This window comes from Clostridium tertium, from assembly GCF_017873245.1.
Classification (GTDB): Bacteria; Bacillota; Clostridia; order Clostridiales; family Clostridiaceae; genus Clostridium; species Clostridium tertium.
The window spans coordinates 70,064-88,683 of sequence record NZ_JAGGJY010000008.1; the positions used below are offsets into that span (position 1 = coordinate 70,064).

General features: G+C 28.5%; 15 protein-coding genes. 3 read left to right on the top strand and 12 right to left on the bottom strand.

The genetic code is table 11. The features are described 5' to 3' along the window. Nucleotides 1-115 precede the first annotated feature (115 nt). Nucleotides 116-1,174: an NAD(P)H-dependent flavin oxidoreductase gene (locus J2Z25_RS10275; RefSeq protein ID WP_209740300.1), complete on the top strand. Its 1,059-nt coding sequence runs from the start codon at nt 116-118 to the stop codon at nt 1,172-1,174. A gap of 75 nt (nt 1,175-1,249) precedes the next feature. Here J2Z25_RS10275 and J2Z25_RS10280 read toward each other — a convergent pair whose 3' ends face one another. From J2Z25_RS10280 to J2Z25_RS10310, 7 genes are all read right to left on the bottom strand, one after another. After that, complete coding sequence (locus tag J2Z25_RS10280) at nt 1,250-2,434, bottom strand: MalY/PatB family protein (protein ID WP_209740302.1); 1,185 nt, start codon at nt 2,432-2,434, stop codon at nt 1,250-1,252. After that, a complete protein-coding gene (locus J2Z25_RS10285; protein ID WP_209740304.1) occupies nt 2,435-3,505 on the bottom strand; it encodes an aminopeptidase P family protein in 1,071 nt (356 codons plus the stop codon). It lies immediately after the preceding gene. 76 nt (nt 3,506-3,581) lie between these two features. Then, on the bottom strand, nt 3,582-4,907 hold the full coding sequence (locus J2Z25_RS10290) for a PTS sugar transporter subunit IIC (RefSeq protein ID WP_008677473.1): 1,326 nt from the start codon (nt 4,905-4,907) through the stop codon (nt 3,582-3,584). A gap of 30 nt (nt 4,908-4,937) precedes the next feature. Beyond that, a complete protein-coding gene (locus tag J2Z25_RS10295; RefSeq protein WP_008677472.1) occupies nt 4,938-5,276 on the bottom strand; it encodes a PTS sugar transporter subunit IIB in 339 nt (112 codons plus the stop codon). Nucleotide 5,277: 1 nt separating this feature from the next. Continuing rightward, entirely contained in the window at nt 5,278-5,598 is a 321-nt protein-coding gene (locus J2Z25_RS10300) for a PTS sugar transporter subunit IIA (RefSeq protein WP_008677470.1), read from the bottom strand. Between the two features lie 12 nt (nt 5,599-5,610). Continuing rightward, complete coding sequence (ypdE, locus tag J2Z25_RS10305) at nt 5,611-6,651, bottom strand: aminopeptidase (protein ID WP_209740307.1); 1,041 nt, start codon at nt 6,649-6,651, stop codon at nt 5,611-5,613. A 9-nt stretch (nt 6,652-6,660) separates the two neighbouring features. Further along, nucleotides 6,661-8,559 (bottom strand): BglG family transcription antiterminator, encoded by a 1,899-nt coding sequence (locus tag J2Z25_RS10310; RefSeq protein WP_209740309.1) that lies wholly within the window; start codon nt 8,557-8,559, stop codon nt 6,661-6,663. A 297-nt stretch (nt 8,560-8,856) separates the two neighbouring features. Here J2Z25_RS10310 and J2Z25_RS10315 point away from each other — a divergent pair, with 297 nt between their 5' ends. Then, complete coding sequence (locus J2Z25_RS10315; RefSeq protein ID WP_209740312.1) at nt 8,857-9,693, top strand: VanW family protein; 837 nt, start codon at nt 8,857-8,859, stop codon at nt 9,691-9,693. Between the two features lie 201 nt (nt 9,694-9,894). On the opposite strand, the gene J2Z25_RS10320 is transcribed toward J2Z25_RS10315, so the two are convergent. From J2Z25_RS10320 to J2Z25_RS10340, 5 genes are all read right to left on the bottom strand, one after another. Continuing rightward, entirely contained in the window at nt 9,895-11,631 is a 1,737-nt protein-coding gene (locus J2Z25_RS10320) for an oleate hydratase (protein ID WP_209740314.1), read from the bottom strand. A 391-nt stretch (nt 11,632-12,022) separates the two neighbouring features. Next, nucleotides 12,023-12,880, bottom strand: coding sequence for an NAD(P)/FAD-dependent oxidoreductase (locus J2Z25_RS10325; RefSeq protein ID WP_008677458.1), 858 nt, complete (start codon nt 12,878-12,880; stop codon nt 12,023-12,025). 17 nt (nt 12,881-12,897) lie between these two features. Continuing rightward, complete coding sequence (gene trxA / locus J2Z25_RS10330; protein ID WP_008677456.1) at nt 12,898-13,212, bottom strand: thioredoxin; 315 nt, start codon at nt 13,210-13,212, stop codon at nt 12,898-12,900. Nucleotides 13,213-13,344: 132 nt separating this feature from the next. After that, on the bottom strand, nt 13,345-15,057 hold the full coding sequence (locus J2Z25_RS10335; RefSeq protein ID WP_097033952.1) for an ABC transporter ATP-binding protein: 1,713 nt from the start codon (nt 15,055-15,057) through the stop codon (nt 13,345-13,347). 174 nt (nt 15,058-15,231) lie between these two features. Next, the gene (locus J2Z25_RS10340) at nt 15,232-15,654 is read right to left on the bottom strand and encodes a YaaR family protein (RefSeq protein ID WP_008677453.1); all 423 of its coding nucleotides are present in this window, start codon (nt 15,652-15,654) and stop codon (nt 15,232-15,234) included. Nucleotides 15,655-15,806: 152 nt separating this feature from the next. Here J2Z25_RS10340 and J2Z25_RS10345 point away from each other — a divergent pair, with 152 nt between their 5' ends. Then, the gene (locus tag J2Z25_RS10345; protein WP_209740317.1) at nt 15,807-18,428 is read left to right on the top strand and encodes a cation-translocating P-type ATPase; all 2,622 of its coding nucleotides are present in this window, start codon (nt 15,807-15,809) and stop codon (nt 18,426-18,428) included. Nucleotides 18,429-18,620 lie beyond the last annotated feature (192 nt).

The window sequence follows — 18,620 nt, forward strand, 5'->3', positions numbered from 1 at the left end:
ATTAACATAAATTATTATTTAAACTATCTATTGTTTTTTCCAAAATTCTGAACTATACTATTAATAATATTTTGATTATCAAAGTATTATTCTTAAAATTTAAAGGAGTAAAATTATGAATATTAAACCATTAAAAATTGGTGATTTAATAGCTAAAGTCCCTATAATTCAAGGGGGAATGGGTGTTGGAGTATCTCTATCAAATCTTGCAGGTAATGTTGCAAAGAATGGTGCTATTGGTGTTATTTCTGCTGCTCATGCAGGTTATATGGAAGAAGATTTTGAAGCTAATACATTAAAAGCTAATCTAAGAGGGTTAGCTAATCATATAAAAAAAGCTAAAGAAATAAGTTCAAATGGACTAATAGGTGTTAATGTAATGGTCGCAATGAATAATTATGTTGAACATGTAAAGGCAGCAATTGAAGCTGGTGCTGATTTAATTATATCTGGTGCTGGACTTCCATTGAACTTACCTGAAATTACAAAAGGAAGCTCAATAAAGATAGCTCCTATAGTTTCATCTTCAAAAGCTGTAAAAGTAATACTAGGATATTGGAAAAAACATTTCAATAGAACTGCTGATGCAGTAATTGTTGAAGGTCCAATGGCAGGTGGCCATCTTGGCTTTAAAGCAAATAACCTAAATGATGAAATTAAAAATTTCGATAATAACGTTATAAACATAATTAAAGAAGTTAGAAACTTCGAAAATGAATTTAATACCGAAATCCCTGTGGTAGTAGCTGGTGGCGTATTTACTAATGATGATATGATTAAATACCTAAATCTTGGAGCTAATGGCGTACAAGTTGCAACAAGATTTGTAGCAACTCATGAATGTGATGCTCATATTAATTTTAAAAATGCTTATGTTAATTGCAATAAAGAAGATATTGAATTAACTATAAGTCCTGTAGGGATGCCAGGAAGAGCTATAAAAAACAAATTAACAGAAACATTAAAAAATCAAAAAGTAAAAATAACTAAATGTTATAATTGCTTGATTCCTTGTACCCCAGCAACAACACCATATTGTATAAGCTCAGCTTTAATCAACGCTGTAAAAGGCGATATCGAAAATGGATTAGTTTTCTGTGGTGCAAATGCTCATCGAATAAATAAAATAATTTCTGTAAAAGAACTTATAGATGAATTAATGGGAAAGAACTAGTAATTTATATAAAAATAATAAATGAAAAATTCAAATGAATTTTTCATTTATTATTTTTACTTTTGTTTCATTAAATTATTTCTGACTATTTAAAGTTTTTTCCATTCTATTTAAGGCCTCTAATAAAATTTCTCTTTGAGTACCTATATTTAATCTAACCCAGCCTTCTCCATCTTTAACAAAATAACTTCCCACAACCATTGATATATTTGATTTTTTAAAAAATTCCTTTAATTCATCTTCGTTTTTAAATATATCTTTAATATTAATCCAAGCTAAAAAACTTGAGTCTGCTTTCATTACCTTTGCCATAGGCATATTTCTTTCAATCCACTTGTAAAGTATCATAAAGTTTTCTTCTATATATTTAGTTACTTCATCAAGCCATTCTTCACTTTCATTATAAGCTGCAACAACTGCTGGAATTGCAAAAACATGTGGACTTGTAACATAGACTTTCTTTAGGTAATTTAGCATCTTATTCCTAATATTGGGGTTTTTAATAATTATATATGATGATTTTAATCCGCCTAAATTAAATCCCTTATTAGGTGATATACACATAATACTATTATTATCTATATTTTCATTTGCATTCCATAGGGTAGTAAATGACTCTCTATTAAAAACTATATCCCTATGTATTTCATCACATACTAAAAGCACATCATGCTTAATACATATTTCACTTAATCTATTTAGTTCTTCCTTTGACCACACGCGTCCACTAGGATTTTGTGGGCTACAGAAAATATATAGTTTAACATTGTTCTCTATAATCTGTTCTTCCATTTTTTCAAAGTCTAAATAATATCTCATACTAACTAACTTTAATGTATTGCAAACTAATTTACATCCACCACGCTCTACAGCTTCAGCAAATGGATCATAAGCAGGAGTATTAATCATTACTGAATCTCCTTCATTACAAAAACACTGAACTATATAATGTAATGTGGAGCAAGTACCAAACACTAACTTTATCCAATCTCTCTCTATATTCACATTAAACCTACGTTTATTCCAGTTTATAATAGCGTCATAATATTCATCATAATAATATGTATACCCATAATCACCTAAGCTAGCTCTCTTTATCAATGCTTCTTTAATTGAAGGAGAACATTCGAAATCTAGCTCAGCTATATCCATTGGTATAGCATCTTCGTTAACACCAAACTTTTCTTTCAAAATTTTATTATCCCATTTACGACAGTGGCTAAGCTTTCTATTAATCTTTTTATCTAAATTATATTTCATTTATTTTCCCTCCAGGATTATTAAATCTTTACTTGTATTATTTAGTACAACTCCTACCCCATTTTCAATTAATACATCATCCTCTATTCTTACTCCACATGTATTAGGTATATAAATTCCTGGTTCGCAAGACATTACCATACCTTCCTCCAAAATAGTATTACTTTTACTATTTAATATAGGTAACTCTCCATCCCCTATTCCAATTCCATGTCCTAATCCATGTGTAAAATATTCCCCAAAACCGTAACCACTTATTATATCCCTTACATGCTTATCTACATCTTTGCATGCAACTCCTGATTTTATATAATTCACTCCTGCCATTTGTGCTTCTAAAACTATGTCATATATTTTCTTTAACTTAGGATCTGGCTCATCTATGCATATGGTTCTCGTCATATCTGACTGATAACCTTCATATATAATTCCAAAATCTATTGTAATAAATTCATGTGCAGCGAATTCTTTATCTGTTGGTCTTCCATGCGGCATAGATCCTCTTTTACCACTTGCAACAATTGTATCAAAAGCCATCCCACTCGCTCCGTTGCTTATTGATAAATATTGAATAAGTGCTGATAATTCATATTCTTTCATGCCTATACGTATATTATCTAAAATCTCTTTAAATACTTTATCTGTAATCTCACAGGCTTTTTTTATTGATTTAATTTCATAAATATCTTTACATCTTCTTATCCATTCTAATTCATCATCTAATAAATTAATGTCTAGATCAAAATCCTTTAAATTTAAATACTCTTTCAATAAAATTTGATTAGGCTCTACTCCAACTCTATTTCTACTTCCTAAAATTTCTTTTACTACTTTAATATAATTTTTACCCTGTTCATGTACTATATTTGTAAATCCTGAAGTTACTTCACTTGCTTCATTTATATACCTTCCATCCATAATTTGATAATCATCATCTTTAGTTATTAATACTTTTACCCCACTTCCAGGTAAAGCACCAATATATCTTTTATTTGACTTACTTTTAATTAATATAGCATCTATATCATTATCAATTAGAACCTTTCTAAACTTATCTCTTCTTTCTTTCATATTTCTCCCTTTCTATAATAAATGAGCAATATACACCTATAGTTCATATTGCTCATTTTTATCGATTATATTTTTGTTAGAAGTCTAAATCTAAATCAGATAGAATATCTTTATCTTCATTAGAGAATATATTACTTTCCTTATTAAGCTTTTCTTTCTCATTCTTAAGCTCTTGTTTTTCCATTATCTTGAAGAAAGGTAAATATATCAAGACAGCTAAAATTAATTGTAACCCGTTTGCAATTAATATTCTCCAATCTCCATTTGTTAAAAATGCTTCTAAAAATACTCCTACATATGGTGGATCAAAAAATGGTTTATTTAACAATCCCCAATGCATCATAAACATAGGTAAAGTTCCTATTATTGCTCCTCCAAATACAAATGGAATAAACATTATTGGATTTAATATAATTGGTGCTCCAAATAATATTGGCTCATTAACTCCAAACAATGATGGGAAAAGTGAAATTTGCCCAATCTTTCGATAACGCTTAGATTTAGATAATAAGCAAGCAATTACGCATCCAATAGTTATTCCAGCTCCTGTAAATCCAAAAAACGCACTTGATGTTCCTGCTGTATAGAAATGTGGTAATGGTTGTCCAGCTTGCATTGCTTGAATGTTTTCTGCAATAAATGTAGCCATTATAGGTCTTGTTACTGGTCCAAATACTGATGAGTGTATTCCAAAGAAGAATATTGTACATATTGCAAAGTGTAATCCAAGAACTGCCCAAGGATTATCCATTGATCCAACTAATGGTGAAATAAACTTAGTTAAAATTTGTGGTGGCAATGTTCCAAATATCTTTAATGATAAGAATCTAATTAATATAAATGTTCCAGCAACTATTATTGTTATTGGAATAAGCTCAAAGGACTTTGATACAAAATCTGGAACTCCTTCTGGCATACGAATTGTAATATTTTTCTCTTTACAAAAACGGTACAATTCAACTGCTATTATACCAACTAGCATTGCACAAAATAATCCTTTTGACCCTAAATAACTAATAGATACACCACCATCTACAGTTTCAATTGCTGTAAACAAAAATGCAAAAGTAGCTAAAGTTATACACCCTGGAATATATAATTTATAATGATTCCCTAAGTTATATGCAATACACATAACTACATATAAACTCATTAATCCTATTGATAAAGTAACAGGTAAATCTAATAGTTCACTATTATTTAAAATAAATTGGCTAACAGCATTTTCAGTTCCAATCATATTAGGAAGTGCTGGAATTATAGCAAAAAAGCTTCCCAATATAGTAAACGGTGTCATAGCAACCATAGCAGCTTTTATTGCACTTAGATGCCTCTGCTTATCAACTTTATGCGCAATTGGCATAAGATACTTATTCATTAGTTCTTCAAACTTTTTAAACATCTTATCTCATTCCCCCTTTACTATTTGTTATTATCTTTTATTTGCTAATTGATGCTTTTTATAAGTTACTAAAGCTAGTTTTAATACTGTTGCTCCATCCATTTGACCATATACATCTTTATCTATTACAACAAACGGTATATTTCTAGGCTTACATATAGCTTCTATGAAATCAGTTTTATGTGATACTTGAGGCCCAACTAATACTATATCCCAATTATCAATTTCCCCTTCTAATGAATCTGCTGGAATAGCTATAAATTTAAAATCTTCTTCATTTAATTTAGCACTCTCTTTTACAACCTTTTTCATATTTTGCATTAACATATTTGTTGAAAATCCGCCTGCACAACATAATAAAATTTTCATATTATTTACCTCCTTGATATTTAAAAACTTCTACTAGTGTTTCAACTAAATCTCTAGCTAATTGACTTGTCATATAATGATCTTGAGCATGTACCATTAACAATGATATAGGGGTATTTTCTTTTTCAGGATCCATTTCATTTGTTATTAATTTTGTTTGAATCTTATGTGCCTCTAAATCTAATTTTCTTGATTCTTCAAGCAAAGATTTAGCTCCTTCAAAATCCATATCCTTTACTTTCTTTAATGCTTCAAATGCCTTTCCTTTGCTATCTCCTGCTATGGAAATAATGTTCATAATATCTTTTTCTAACTCCGTCATACTATTTTCCTCCTAAAATTTTATAGTTTCTTCATATGCTTTTTCATCAAAATTTTTGATTATTTCTACAAAAATATCTATAGCATCTTGAATGTCATTTTTATTTGCAATGGAATATCCACAATGTCCATATCTAACAGGTATACATGATACAGCTACTGGCTTTCCTGAATATACCTTATGTGCTTCTCCCCCATCAGTTCCTCCAGTCGTAAACATATCTAACTGAAGTTCCTTATTTAAATTTCTTGCTGATTTTTTTATAAAATTTATTAATTTTCTATTTGGAACTAAAGTCCTATCAAAATTTGTAAGCATCATTCCCTTTGATATTTGTCTGTTATTTGTATGATCTCTTATAAATTCATCTGAAAAACAAGCCACATCTATTGGAAGTATTATATCTGGATTTATTTTATATGTTGCTGTTTTTGCACCTCTTATTCCTACCTCTTCACTACTTGTCCCAACAAAATATACTGTATTAGGATGAACCTCATTCTTTAGCTTTTTTAATACTTCTCCAATAATAAAACACCCTAACCTATCGTCAAACGCTTTTCCGCAAATAGTATTATCTATATCTAATTCCTCAAATTCAGTAGTAAATGTCACCATATCACCAACTTCTATTCCAAGCTTCAATACCTCATCATAACTAGTTGCACCAATATCAACATATACTTTAGTTGCTACTCCATTATCATAAGTAGCATTTAATATTCCATTGACTTTACGCCCTTCATTAGTTGTTATTCTTACTTTCTGCATAAATTTCGATAATTGCTTAACACCTCCTACTTCCATCAACATAATTTGTCCTTGGCTAGAAATGCTCCTTACCATGAAACCAACTTCATCAATATGTGAACATATCATCATCTTTGGCCCATTAATATTTCCTTCTTTTTTTAAAATAATACTTCCTAAATTATCATAAGATATTTCATCTGCATAATCTTTTAGTTCTTCTAACATTACATTTCTTACTTCAGCTTCATTTGATGCAATACTATCTGAATTACTTAATTTTTTTAAATATTCGATATTCATAAACTCCTCCTAAATATTTATTTCATTTAGATTTATTAAAAAATCTTCAAAGGTTTCTGAACCTCTTAACTTTTCAACTAAATATTCATCTTTCATTATTTCAAATAATATTTGGGTTACCATTCCAAGGTAATCCATATTCCCTTTTTCTAAAGCAACCATAAAAATTATTTTTACTGGCTTTTTATTGTGAGTAAAATTATTATTCTTTATTATTGCAACACTTAGTAAATTATCTTTGCCACAGATATTTATAGGATGAGGAATAGCTACTCCATTATCATATATTGTTGACATATACTCTTCTCTTTCTATAATATATGAAGCATAATTTTCATCTACATATCCTAATGCTTCAACTTCCTTTGCCATCTCCTCTAATAGTTCCATATAATTATTATTTTTAGTTACTACCCGAAAGGTTTCTTTTTTAAACAAATTCATAAACTCTTTATTTGTTTTAATAAAGCTATTACTAGTTCTTTTCATTTTAATTATATTTCTAATTCTCAATATATCTAAATCGTCAATTAGTTCATCAACGTACACAACTGGCATTTTAAACTCTCGACTCAATTGCCAATTAGTAAATATTATATCTGGATTAAAGTTATCCACTTCATCTTCTTCTAATAAAGAATATGTTCTGATATCACTTGAAGAAAATAACATCTCTAATTTTAATTTCATTAATAGTGCACTGCCTTTTCCACTAGAACATATTATTGCTATCTTATTGTAATTACGAATTTTATTATAAATTTCTTTTTCTAGATGTGCTGCAAAATGAGTTGCTATAAATCCTATTTCATCTTGGGAAATACTTATTTTATATTTTCCTTCTATTTCGTTTGAAAATTTAATTGCAATATCAAATATTGTAGGATATTTTATACTTATTTCCTTAACTAAAGGATTACTAAATGATGTTTCCTTTTGCAACCTATTTATTAATAAGGAAATATGATATAATAAATTTTTCTTAAATTCTTCATCTTCATAGAAATTAGTATCATATTCACAATCAATTTCCTGTACAAATCTTTCTATGTCTTTACGTAACTCTTCAATATATATTTCATTATTAGTAAATTTTTTGGTTTTTTTTATTAAATACTTTTTTAAATCTAGTATCTCATTTTTATTTAATTTTATATCATATATTTCTTCTATAGTATTACTTAACTCATCAGCAACTCTAAAATAAGTTGACTTTTCTTTTTCATAATTAAAATAATTATTATATACCTCATTATGAATGCAAATTGTAATTTTAATAAAAGAATTTATTTGTTCTAATTCTATATAGTTAGTATTTAAACTATTTTCTTTTAATAGTTCTATAAGTTTATTTTCTATAACTTTAAAGTTTCTTTCCTTTAGTCCATTTTCTATATAATTATTTATAAACTCATTTCCATCTTCATAATACATTAAGATAAACTTTTTTCTTGTATAATCATCACATTGTATTTTTATACCATAATGAGCCTTCCTTTCTAATGTTATATTTCTACTCTCTAACTCTAATTCTACTTTTCTCATATCTGATTTTATTATTGATTTACTTACACTAATTTTTTCTGCTAAATAATCCATAGTAATAAATTCTCTATTCAATAAAAGTAAAACAATAATATAACTTGTCCTATATTCTGGTGAGAAAGTTTCATTAAATGATATTTTTTCAATATAAGAATTGAATGCATCTTTATTATTTATTTCTATATAATAACCTCTAGCTCTTTTCAGCCTTATATCAAAACCATTACTTTTTCCATCCTTTATTAAATATTTCATATTATTACTAATGGTTTTTGTGGATACTTTAAAGAAGTCTGCAAAGTAATCTAAATTTAGATACGTATCACTATTAAACAATTGCTCTAATATTTTCCTGTTCCTCATATTATTCTCCTTTAATGAAATCAATTTCAACCTTATATTTATAATTTTATATAATCTATAACTTTTTTAAAAGGTCATAATTTTCTACTATAATTAGAAATTAAAATCATTTTCTCTCTCATTATTCCATATTCTTTTCAAATTAGCTGTTAAGTTGTATGCCTTTTACATACTTTTATTATTCTAATACCCTTTGTAAATATACTTTATTTATAATTAAAAATAAAGTTTAACTACTTGCACATACTTTTCCATTATATTACAATTATATTGTATTACATCTTAGGAGCTGAATTTATGCCTTATTTTGAGAAAAAGCCTATTAAGCGCAGTCAATTAAGATTATTTTTAGGACAAACCTACTACAAAATGAAAAAATATTTTTATTGGAGGTTTTCTAAAAATATATATAGTAAAAATATTCATAAAGAAGATTTAGATCATGTAATTTTCACTCACAGTACACCTCTTTATAGAAAGTTAAGAAATGTTGACATGTATTTGCAACGCAATAAAGTTGATAATTTAAGATTAGCAATAAAAAAGCTGGATGGTGTTACTATTATGCCTGGTGAATACTTTTCTTACTGGAAACTAATAGGCAAGCCTACTTATAGAAAAGGTTATAAAGATGGGGTAGTTCTTTGCCCTAATGGTGATTTTAAACCTGGTGTTGGTGGGGGATTATGCCAATTATCTAATTTAATTTATTGGATTACGTTACATACTCCTCTAACTGTTACTGAACGATATAGGCATAGTCATGATGTTTTTCCTGATGTAAATAGGACACAACCTTTTGGCTCTGGTGCTACATGCTTTTTTAATTATTTGGACTTAGAGATTAAAAATACTACAAATAAGCCTTATCAGCTTAAATTATATCTTACAAATGAGAAGCTTGTAGGTGAGTGGCGTTCAATTGAAAAATGTAATTATAGATATGAAATTTATGAAAAAGAACATTCAATAGCTCCTGGATTTTATGGCCATTATATTAGAAATAATGTAATACATAGAAAAGTTTTTAATATTTTTGGTGAAGAAATTAATGATGAGTATGTTGCTGAAAATCATGCATTTATGATGTACCAACCATACTTAGACAATGGGAAAGTACCAATTGATAATTGATAATTTGTGTGAAAACTCAGGGAGCTTTATATTTAATGAAAGAATGAAAAAATGAAAGAATTTTGGAATAAACTTCTACGGAGTTCAGAAAAATTTTATTTTCTTATAATTTAGCTATGCTAAATTATTTCCTTAATTCTTTCACTTTATATTTAATACTGTAGTATTAAATTAAATTTTCATTCTTTCATTTTTTTCATTTTAGCTATATGATTTTTTTAATGCTTTTAATAAAATTTTTGGATCCTTCTTATAAGGTGTTACTGGAATTACTTTTTTATTTTTCACATTTAATAATGTATAAACCGCTATTCTTGCCGCACGTACTGAGTATTCTTCAGTAAATACCATGTCTTCTGGAATTTCAACAAATTGACTTATCATCGCAAAGTTAGTTGAACCTTCTGGTACTACATTAGGTCTATCAGTCATTTTACGTGGTTGGAATTGTGCATCAATGTATGGCATCATACATGGAATTACATTTACTACAGTTTCCATTATTTCATCTATTTTATCTTCAAAATGTAAGTGATGTAAAAGTTCAATTAATAATTCTTCACCAGTACATTCTCTCATAGGTTTCTTTACATAATCTCCAATTTTATCTGTGTAAAGTCCATATCCCCAGAATATTGTTGTATCCATTGGTTGATTTTTAAAATGTGGTTGCGCTGCTACAACTATGCTCATTAACCAATTAGAATCTTTAAATGTCATTAATGCTCCACTACCTGGTACATTACCTGAAAATTGTTCTATAAGTTTTAATAATTTATTCCCTTTACATGTTACGGTAAAACTTTCCCAATTAGTTTCATCTGGATGCCCAAAGAATGGTTCTGGATTTCCAAGTCCCGGCTTTTTCTTAGCAATCTTTGACCAGAGTTCTCCTGAAATTGGTTTATCTGGGTTATATTCAGGAGCTGTTTTAAAATCTCCTAATGTTGCACTATCAGTCATGCAAGCATTAGTCATTATACAAATATCCCCATCATTTAATTCAATTATTTTTTCTCCATCTTCATCTTCTATATGCATTGCTGTTACTGTTATACCTTCACCTGGTTTAAAATCTAAATCTGTAACAGTTGCATTTATACTGAAATCAACACCAAACCCATCTAAATAAGCTTTTAATGGAAGTATAACTGATTCATATTGATTATATTGAGTACGTGTTACACCTTCTAATGTTTCAATACGTGAAAATTCAAATATCATACGTTCCATATAGCGCTTAAACTCAAACAAGCTAGACCATTTTTGGAATGCAAATGTTGTTTGCCACATATACCAGAAGTTTGTTGTAAAGAAATGCGGTGTATCCTTAAACCAATCTTCAATTGTTAAATCATCTAATTTTTCTTCCGGAGTAATCATTAATTTTCCAAGTGCCATACGATCTGTATTATTAAATCCCATGCTTTCTACATCTTGTATAACGCCATATTTATCAATCAAACGTGCTTGTGCATGTGTTGGATGTAAATGGTCAAAGTTCAATATTTCTTCTGTAACACTCATACCTGGCATTTCTAATGATGGTACACTTCTTAATAGTTCCCAAAAGTTTTCATATGTTTCTTCATTTAACATTCTTCCACCACGGCATACAAATCCGTTTATAAGATCTCCAGCTCCATCATTGCTTCCACCTAATATATGCATTCCTTCTATTATATGAATGTTTTCACCTTTAAAATTACAATCCCTTACTAGATATGCAGCTCCTGCTAAAGATGCTAAACCACCACCAACAAAATATACTTGTCTTTCATTATTTTCATTAAAATTTTGAGTGAATGTTACAAATGATGCTTCTTTTTCTTCACCTTTCTTCATCTTCTTTGCTGCCAAAGTAGCAACTGCTGCTGCTCCTGCAATAGCTCCAACTGCTAATAATGGATTTATATTACCTTTTGACTTCTTACCCATAAATATCCCTCAACTTTCTTTATATATTATTTGTCTATCTAATTAGTATTATAGTTTACCCAAATAATAAAGTATTTAGACAATATTTATCATGTGTCTAATTTTATTTATTTTTTATAATTTATACATCTATTCTTAACATTTTGTTCACACATTTAAACATTATAATCTTTTTCCTAAAAGGCTAGTCTTTTATTTTTCTAAAGAGGCTCGCGTTTCGTTATCCCCTTTTAAATCATTGATTTTACTTGCTTAAAGATGTTTTAAAACTTAAACAGAAATTTTTATCTATTATATATATGCGCAAAAAAGGAAGCTCAAATTAGAACTTCCCTTTTTTATTAGCTAATGTCAAAACCTATTTTGATATAGCTTCACTTTAATTTACTTTTTAAATTTTATCTAAATATTGAACAGCACTAAGGGCAGCTATATTACCTTCCCCTGCAGATTTTATATATTGGTATGGCTTACCTACACAATCACCAGCTGCAAAGCATCCTGGTATATTTGTCTTCATAAGTCTATCAACAAAGATATGATTTTCTTCTATTTTTAAACCTGGAACTAGCTGTCCTGGTGATATTGAATCTTTTAATAGAAAAACTGCATCTGTTTCTATTTCAGTATTCTTTAGGATCAATTTATTTACCTTTAATTCACCAACTATTTCTTGCGGCTTATCTTCTACTACTTTTATATTATTTCTTAAATTATAATTACCTTTATACATAGGAACATAATACACTTCTCCAGCTAACTCTGAAACATAATTTGCTTCTTCCTCGGCTTCCTTGTTATGGCCTATTATGGTTACTACTTTACCTTTGTATAATGGTGCATCACAAGTTGCACAATATCCTACACCCTTACCTAAGTATTCCTCTTCACCCTTTATAGGTCTTGTATATTCTATTCCTGTTGCTAAAATAACAGATTTTGCTTCAAAAGTTTTATCATTTGCCATTAAAGCAAAATACTTCCCCATTGCATAAATACTATTAATTCTTTCTTCTGTTATTTCTATATCCATAGCCTGTAGATGCTCTTGAAACCTTTCCTTAACACCTTCTCCTGTTATTCCATAAAAGCCCAAATAGTTATTAATCTTAGGTGCTTTAACAAGCTTATTAGTTAGATTCTTATTTCCAAAGATAATGAATTTCTTATTCCTTATCTTTGCATTTAAGGCTGCTGATAAACCAGCTGGACCACTACCTACTATTGCAATATCATATCTTTCGCTCACTTTTCTACCTCTTTATTTTATAGATGTTTAACTACAGCTTCTTTTAAAGAATCCTTCGGCATAAAACCAACTAAAGTTTCTACTGGAGCACCATTCTTAAATATCATTAAAGTTGGAATACTTGCTATTTGATATTTATTAGCTATATTTGGATTTTCATCTACATCAATTTTTACAAATCTTGCATTATTTACTTCATTAGACACTTCCTCTAATACAGGAGCAATCATTTTACAAGGACCACACCAAGTTGCCCAAAAGTCTACTAATACAACTCCTTCATGTTTTAGTACTACTTCATTAAAGTCTGTTTCTGATACATGTTGAACCATATAAATTTACCTCCTAACATACCCCTTAGGGGTATCCTTTGTATTTATTTTACACAATTATTTATTTATAGTCAATAGATTATAGGGTTAATTTTACCTTTTTATTCTTCCCAATAAAAACTCTTTTATTTACTATTTTTTTAAATGTAAAAATTGAGATTCATATAATTCTTTATATAATCCTTCTTTCTTTAATAAAACTTCATGACTTCCCTTTTCTTCAATTCCTTTATCAGTTAACACTAAAATTTCATCTGCATTTTTTATTGTTGACAATCTATGAGCTACAACTATAGTAGTCCTTCCTGCACACAATTCTTCTAAAGATTTTTGTATCATATATTCTGTTGTATTATCTAATGCTGATGTTGCTTCGTCTAAAATTAATATAGGTGGATTTTTTAAGAATACCCTTGCAATTGAAATTCTTTGTTTTTGACCACCTGAAAGTTTTACCCCTCTTTCTCCTATATAAGTATCATATCCTTCTGGTAATGACATAATAAATTCATGTATATTCGCGCTTTTAGCTGCTACTACCACTTCTTCATCAGTAGCATCATGCTTTCCATATAATATATTATCTTTTATTGTTCCAGTAAATAAGAATACATCTTGTTGCACTATTCCTATATTTCTTCTTAAAGACTCTAATGTAGCATCATATATACTTATATTATCAATAGTTATATCTCCTTCTGTTACATCATAAAATCTAGGAATTAAATTACAAAAAGTTGTTTTACCACCACCTGATGGTCCTACTAATGCAAGCATTTTTCCTTGTTCTATATCTAGATCTATTCCTTCTAAAATACTCTTTTCATCATAACTAAAATGAACATTTTCAAATTTTATATGACCTTTAATATTCTTTAATTCTAAACTTCCATCATCTTCAATCTTTTCATCTATTATAGATATAAATCTCTTAAATCCAGTCATTCCATTTTGATATTGCTCCATAAAGTTAACTAGCTTCTTAATTGGTTGTGTGAATAGCTTTATATATAGTAGATAAGCAAAGAAATCTCCTAAATTTATTATATCGAAATATGTGAATATACCACCTGCTATTAATACTACATAATCTAATATATCTATTCCAAAGCCAACTCCTGCAAAATATTCAGCCATAACCTTATAAGCTCTTGATCTAGCATTCTTAAATTTGTTATTACCTTTTTCAAACTTATCTATTTCATGATCATGCGATACAAAAGCCTTTGTTATTCTTATACCAGAAAGAGAGTTTTCTAAATTTGAATTTACTGCCGATGTCTCTATTCTAGTTTCCATAAAAGCATTCATCATTTTATTTTTTTGCTTCCAAGTAAATAACACAATAAAAGGTATAAAGGCAAATATAATAAGAGTTAATGGTATATTAATTGTACATAATACAGTAAATGAACCAATTAACATAACAAGAGAAATAAACAAGTCCTCAGGTCCATGGTGAGCAAGCTCTGATACTTCCATAAGGTCATTTATCATTCTGCTCATTAAGTCCCCAGTTCTATTATTATCAAAATATGAGTTAGGTAGTTTTTGTAGATGTAAAAACATGTCCTTTCTCATATCCCCTTGCATATGCACCCCCATAACATGTCCATAATATTGCATGAAATAACCACAAGCTGCTTTTATTAAATATATGATTAATAAAGTAACTCCGAATACTACTAGCATTCTTATATTTTTATTTGGAATGCTATCATTGACTAAAGTTCTTGTCATCATAGGATAAACAAGATCACATGCTGCTGCAATAAATGCTGCAAACATATCTAAAAAGAATAGTTTTTTGTATGACTTATAGTAACTAATAAATCTCTTTACCATAAATAACCTCCTTCTATTACTACATTATATTTTTGTTATTATTTAATAATAGCCTTATTGATAATAATTTTCAAGGAATCTTTATTATTTTGAAATAATTTACCTATTATTAAAGATGCTGATATATTCTATTTATAAATATAACCATTTTTAATAATCTATTTTATGTTATTCCTATCTATATATATCAACTATTAGTCCTTGAATTTCATCTATAGAAGCAGCTATATTTAAATTATCTCCTTCACCCTTTAAAAGAGATTTAGTAATCTCTTCAAGTTTTTGATCTATAGTATCTATTGTTATGAAGTATTGTGTTTGCCAAAAGCTTATATCTTTTTTAGTATCATACATAAACTTTAAAATAGACTCTAAATATTCTTTTATTAACTTCTTATAAGCTATGACATCACCATATGTTTTAGTAATTACTAATCTATTTCCCTTTTTATGTATTTCTTCAATCATTTGATTTAATTGTTCTTCAGATTTTCTTTCTTTAGCTTGATTAAAACTTTGTGAAAAATCTTTTTTCTCTGATACTACTCTTCTATCTTGCTTAACTGGACTTTTTCTATTTATTCTACCTATCTCCATAATCGTCACCCTTTCTCTATAAGATATTATATCATCAAAAAATATTTTTCTCTCACTTTTTTTTCCATGTATTAATATTAATAAAAGTAAATATGCTATACTTATATAAGAAATTTATTTTTACAAATTTTAGAAAGTTTGGAGGTATTTAAATGTGGTTTAATAAAAGCTCCGAGGAAATAATTAAAGAGTTGTCCTCAAATGTAATTAATGGACTTTCCTCAGCAGACGCGAAATTAATATTGGAAAAAAATGGCCCAAATAAACTTCAAGGAAAAAAGAAAAAATCTACTTTTCAACTTTTTTTATCCCAAATTAATGATGCAATGATTTATATTCTACTAGTTGCAGCAGTAATATCTGCAATTGTAGGAGAAATAAGTGATGCAATTATTATTTTGATCGTAATCTTTGTTAATGCAATAATTGGAGTTATTCAAGAATCCAAGGCTGAAAAAGCTTTAGAAGCATTAAAAAGTATGTCAACACCCAAAGCTCTTGTTAAGAGAGATAGCTCAATTATTGAAATACCATCAGAAGAAGTGGTGGTTGGTGATATTGTAATAATAGATGCAGGTAGATATATTCCAGCAGACTTAAGATTAATTGAATCTGCTAATTTAAAAATTGAGGAATCAGCTTTTACAGGTGAATCTGTTCCAGCTGAAAAAAATTCAGATATTATAAATGAAGAAAATGATGTTCCAATTGGAGATCAGCATAATATGGCATTTATGTCGACCCTAGCAACTTATGGTAGAGGAACTGGTATAGTAATAGCTACCGGTATGGATACTCAAATAGGCAAAATTGCTAAGATGTTAGATGCAGAAGATGAGAATACTACTCCTCTTCAAAAGAAATTGGCTCAGTTAGGTAAAACTCTAGGATTTGCTGCAGTCGGAATTTCAATTGTTATGTTTATAGTATCTATGTTCCAAGGTAGAGATTTTCTTGAAATGTTTATGACTTCTATAAGCTTAGCTGTAGCTGCTATCCCTGAAGGACTGCCTGCAATAGTTGCTATTGTTTTAGCTCTTGGAGTTCAAAGAATGATAAAGGAAAATGCTATTATTAGAAAACTTCCTTCTGTTGAAACATTAGGCTCTGTTAATATAATTTGCTCAGATAAAACTGGTACATTAACTATTAATAAAATGACAGTAAAAAAATTCTATATTAATGGAGAAACTAAGAACTTAGAAGAAATAGATATTAAAAATGATGAAAGTAAGTTATTAGTTGATGGTATGATTCTATGTAATGATGCTACTTCAAAAGATGGTGTTCAAACTGGTGATCCTACAGAAGTTGCATTAATTGATGTAGGTAATAAAATTAACATATTTAAAGAAGATTTAAATAAAGCACACAAGAGGGTAAATGAAATCCCATTTGATTCTGACAGAAAGCTTATGACCACTGTAAATACTTATGATAAAGGATTTAATGTATTTACTAAAGGAGCCATAGACAGTATTTTAAAAATCTCTAATAAAATATTAATTAATGGAGAAATTAAAGATTTTACAAAAGAAGAAAAAGAAAAGGTTCTAATGGCTTCAAATTTAATGTCTGACGATGCATTAAGAGTTTTAGCATTAGGATATAAAGTTATAGATACTGAACATGTTGCTATAGATGACCTTGAAAAAGATTTAATTTTTGTTGGTCTTATGGGAATGATAGATCCTCCGAGAGAAGAAGTAAAAGGTTCAATTCAAGTTAGTAAAAATGCTGGAATTAGAACAATAATGATAACTGGTGACCACAAAAATACAGCCGTAGCTATTGCTAAAGAACTCGGAATTGCTAATGATATTTCAGAAGCTATGTCTGGTAGTGAAATAGATACCTATTCAGATGAAGAGTTCACTAAGATAGTTAATAATTATAGAGTCTTTGCTCGTGTATCACCTGAGCATAAAGTTAAAATTGTTAAAGCATTTAAAGCTCATGGGAATATTGTTTCTATGACTGGTGACGGTGTAAATGATGCCCCATCCTTAAAGGCAGCTGATATAGGAGTTGCAATGGGTATAACAGGAACAGACGTTGCAAAAGGCGCTGCTGATATGGTATTAACTGATGATAACTTCACAACTATAGTTAGTGCTGTAGAAGAAGGAAGAAATATTTTTAATAATATAAAAAAATCCATTTTATTCTTATTAAGTTGTAACTTAGGAGAAGTAGTTGCATTATTCGTTGCTATATTATTAAATTGGGCTGCTCCACTATTACCAATACACATTCTTTGGGTAAATTTAATTACAGATAGTTTTCCTGCTCTTTCACTTGGTGTTGATCCTGGGGATAAAGGCGTTATGGAACTTCCACCTAGAAATCCAAAAGAAAGCTTATTTGCTGGAAGAATGGGTAAACTACTAATTTTAAATGGTATTTTGATAGGTGCAAATACATTATTTGCTTTTGTACTTGGAGAATATTTATATCCAGATTCATTAAGACATGCACAAACCATGGCATTTGTTGTACTTAGCGTTTCACAATTATTCTACTCACTAGCTATGAGAAATGAAACTAAGTCATTATTCCAAGTTGGAGTGTTTAAAAATAAATGGCTCATTGGTTCAGTTTTATTAGGCATTTTACTACAACTTGCTATAATAACAATACCATTTACAGCATCAGTCTTTAAAGTTTATCCATTAACACTTACAGATTGGGGAATAGTGATATTAATATCTTTAATTCCATTTGTTATAAATGAAATAATAAAGATATTCTTCAGAATGAAAGACAAAAAATAATGAATTAATTAAAGAATGAAGATTCAATTTAATACTTTAGTATTAAATACAAAATGAAAGAATTAAGGAAATAATTTAGCTTGCTAAATTAAGAAAAATAAATTTTCTAAACTTCTACGAAGTTTATTCCGTAATTCTTTCATTCTTTAATTTTTTAATATTTTCATTAATTATCTATTGTTAATTATCCAT

What these genes read in the sequence shown, in the direction of transcription:
- J2Z25_RS10280 (WP_209740302.1), bottom strand. Translation starts at nt 2,434, where the DNA reads ATGAAATATAATTTAGATAAAAAGATTAATAGAAAGCTTAGCCACTGT.
- ypdE (WP_209740307.1), bottom strand. Translation starts at nt 6,651, where the DNA reads ATGAATATCGAATATTTAAAAAAATTAAGTAATTCAGATAGTATTGCA.
- J2Z25_RS10300 (WP_008677470.1), bottom strand. Translation starts at nt 5,598, where the DNA reads ATGACGGAGTTAGAAAAAGATATTATGAACATTATTTCCATAGCAGGA.
- J2Z25_RS10295 (WP_008677472.1), bottom strand. Translation starts at nt 5,276, where the DNA reads ATGAAAATTTTATTATGTTGTGCAGGCGGATTTTCAACAAATATGTTA.
- J2Z25_RS10275 (WP_209740300.1), top strand. Translation starts at nt 116, where the DNA reads ATGAATATTAAACCATTAAAAATTGGTGATTTAATAGCTAAAGTCCCT.
- J2Z25_RS10340 (WP_008677453.1), bottom strand. Translation starts at nt 15,654, where the DNA reads ATGGAGATAGGTAGAATAAATAGAAAAAGTCCAGTTAAGCAAGATAGA.
- J2Z25_RS10345 (WP_209740317.1), top strand. Translation starts at nt 15,807, where the DNA reads ATGTGGTTTAATAAAAGCTCCGAGGAAATAATTAAAGAGTTGTCCTCA.
- J2Z25_RS10290 (WP_008677473.1), bottom strand. Translation starts at nt 4,907, where the DNA reads ATGTTTAAAAAGTTTGAAGAACTAATGAATAAGTATCTTATGCCAATT.
- trxA (WP_008677456.1), bottom strand. Translation starts at nt 13,212, where the DNA reads ATGGTTCAACATGTATCAGAAACAGACTTTAATGAAGTAGTACTAAAA.
- J2Z25_RS10285 (WP_209740304.1), bottom strand. Translation starts at nt 3,505, where the DNA reads ATGAAAGAAAGAAGAGATAAGTTTAGAAAGGTTCTAATTGATAATGAT.
- J2Z25_RS10310 (WP_209740309.1), bottom strand. Translation starts at nt 8,559, where the DNA reads ATGAGGAACAGGAAAATATTAGAGCAATTGTTTAATAGTGATACGTAT.
- J2Z25_RS10320 (WP_209740314.1), bottom strand. Translation starts at nt 11,631, where the DNA reads ATGGGTAAGAAGTCAAAAGGTAATATAAATCCATTATTAGCAGTTGGA.
- J2Z25_RS10315 (WP_209740312.1), top strand. Translation starts at nt 8,857, where the DNA reads ATGCCTTATTTTGAGAAAAAGCCTATTAAGCGCAGTCAATTAAGATTA.
- J2Z25_RS10335 (WP_097033952.1), bottom strand. Translation starts at nt 15,057, where the DNA reads ATGGTAAAGAGATTTATTAGTTACTATAAGTCATACAAAAAACTATTC.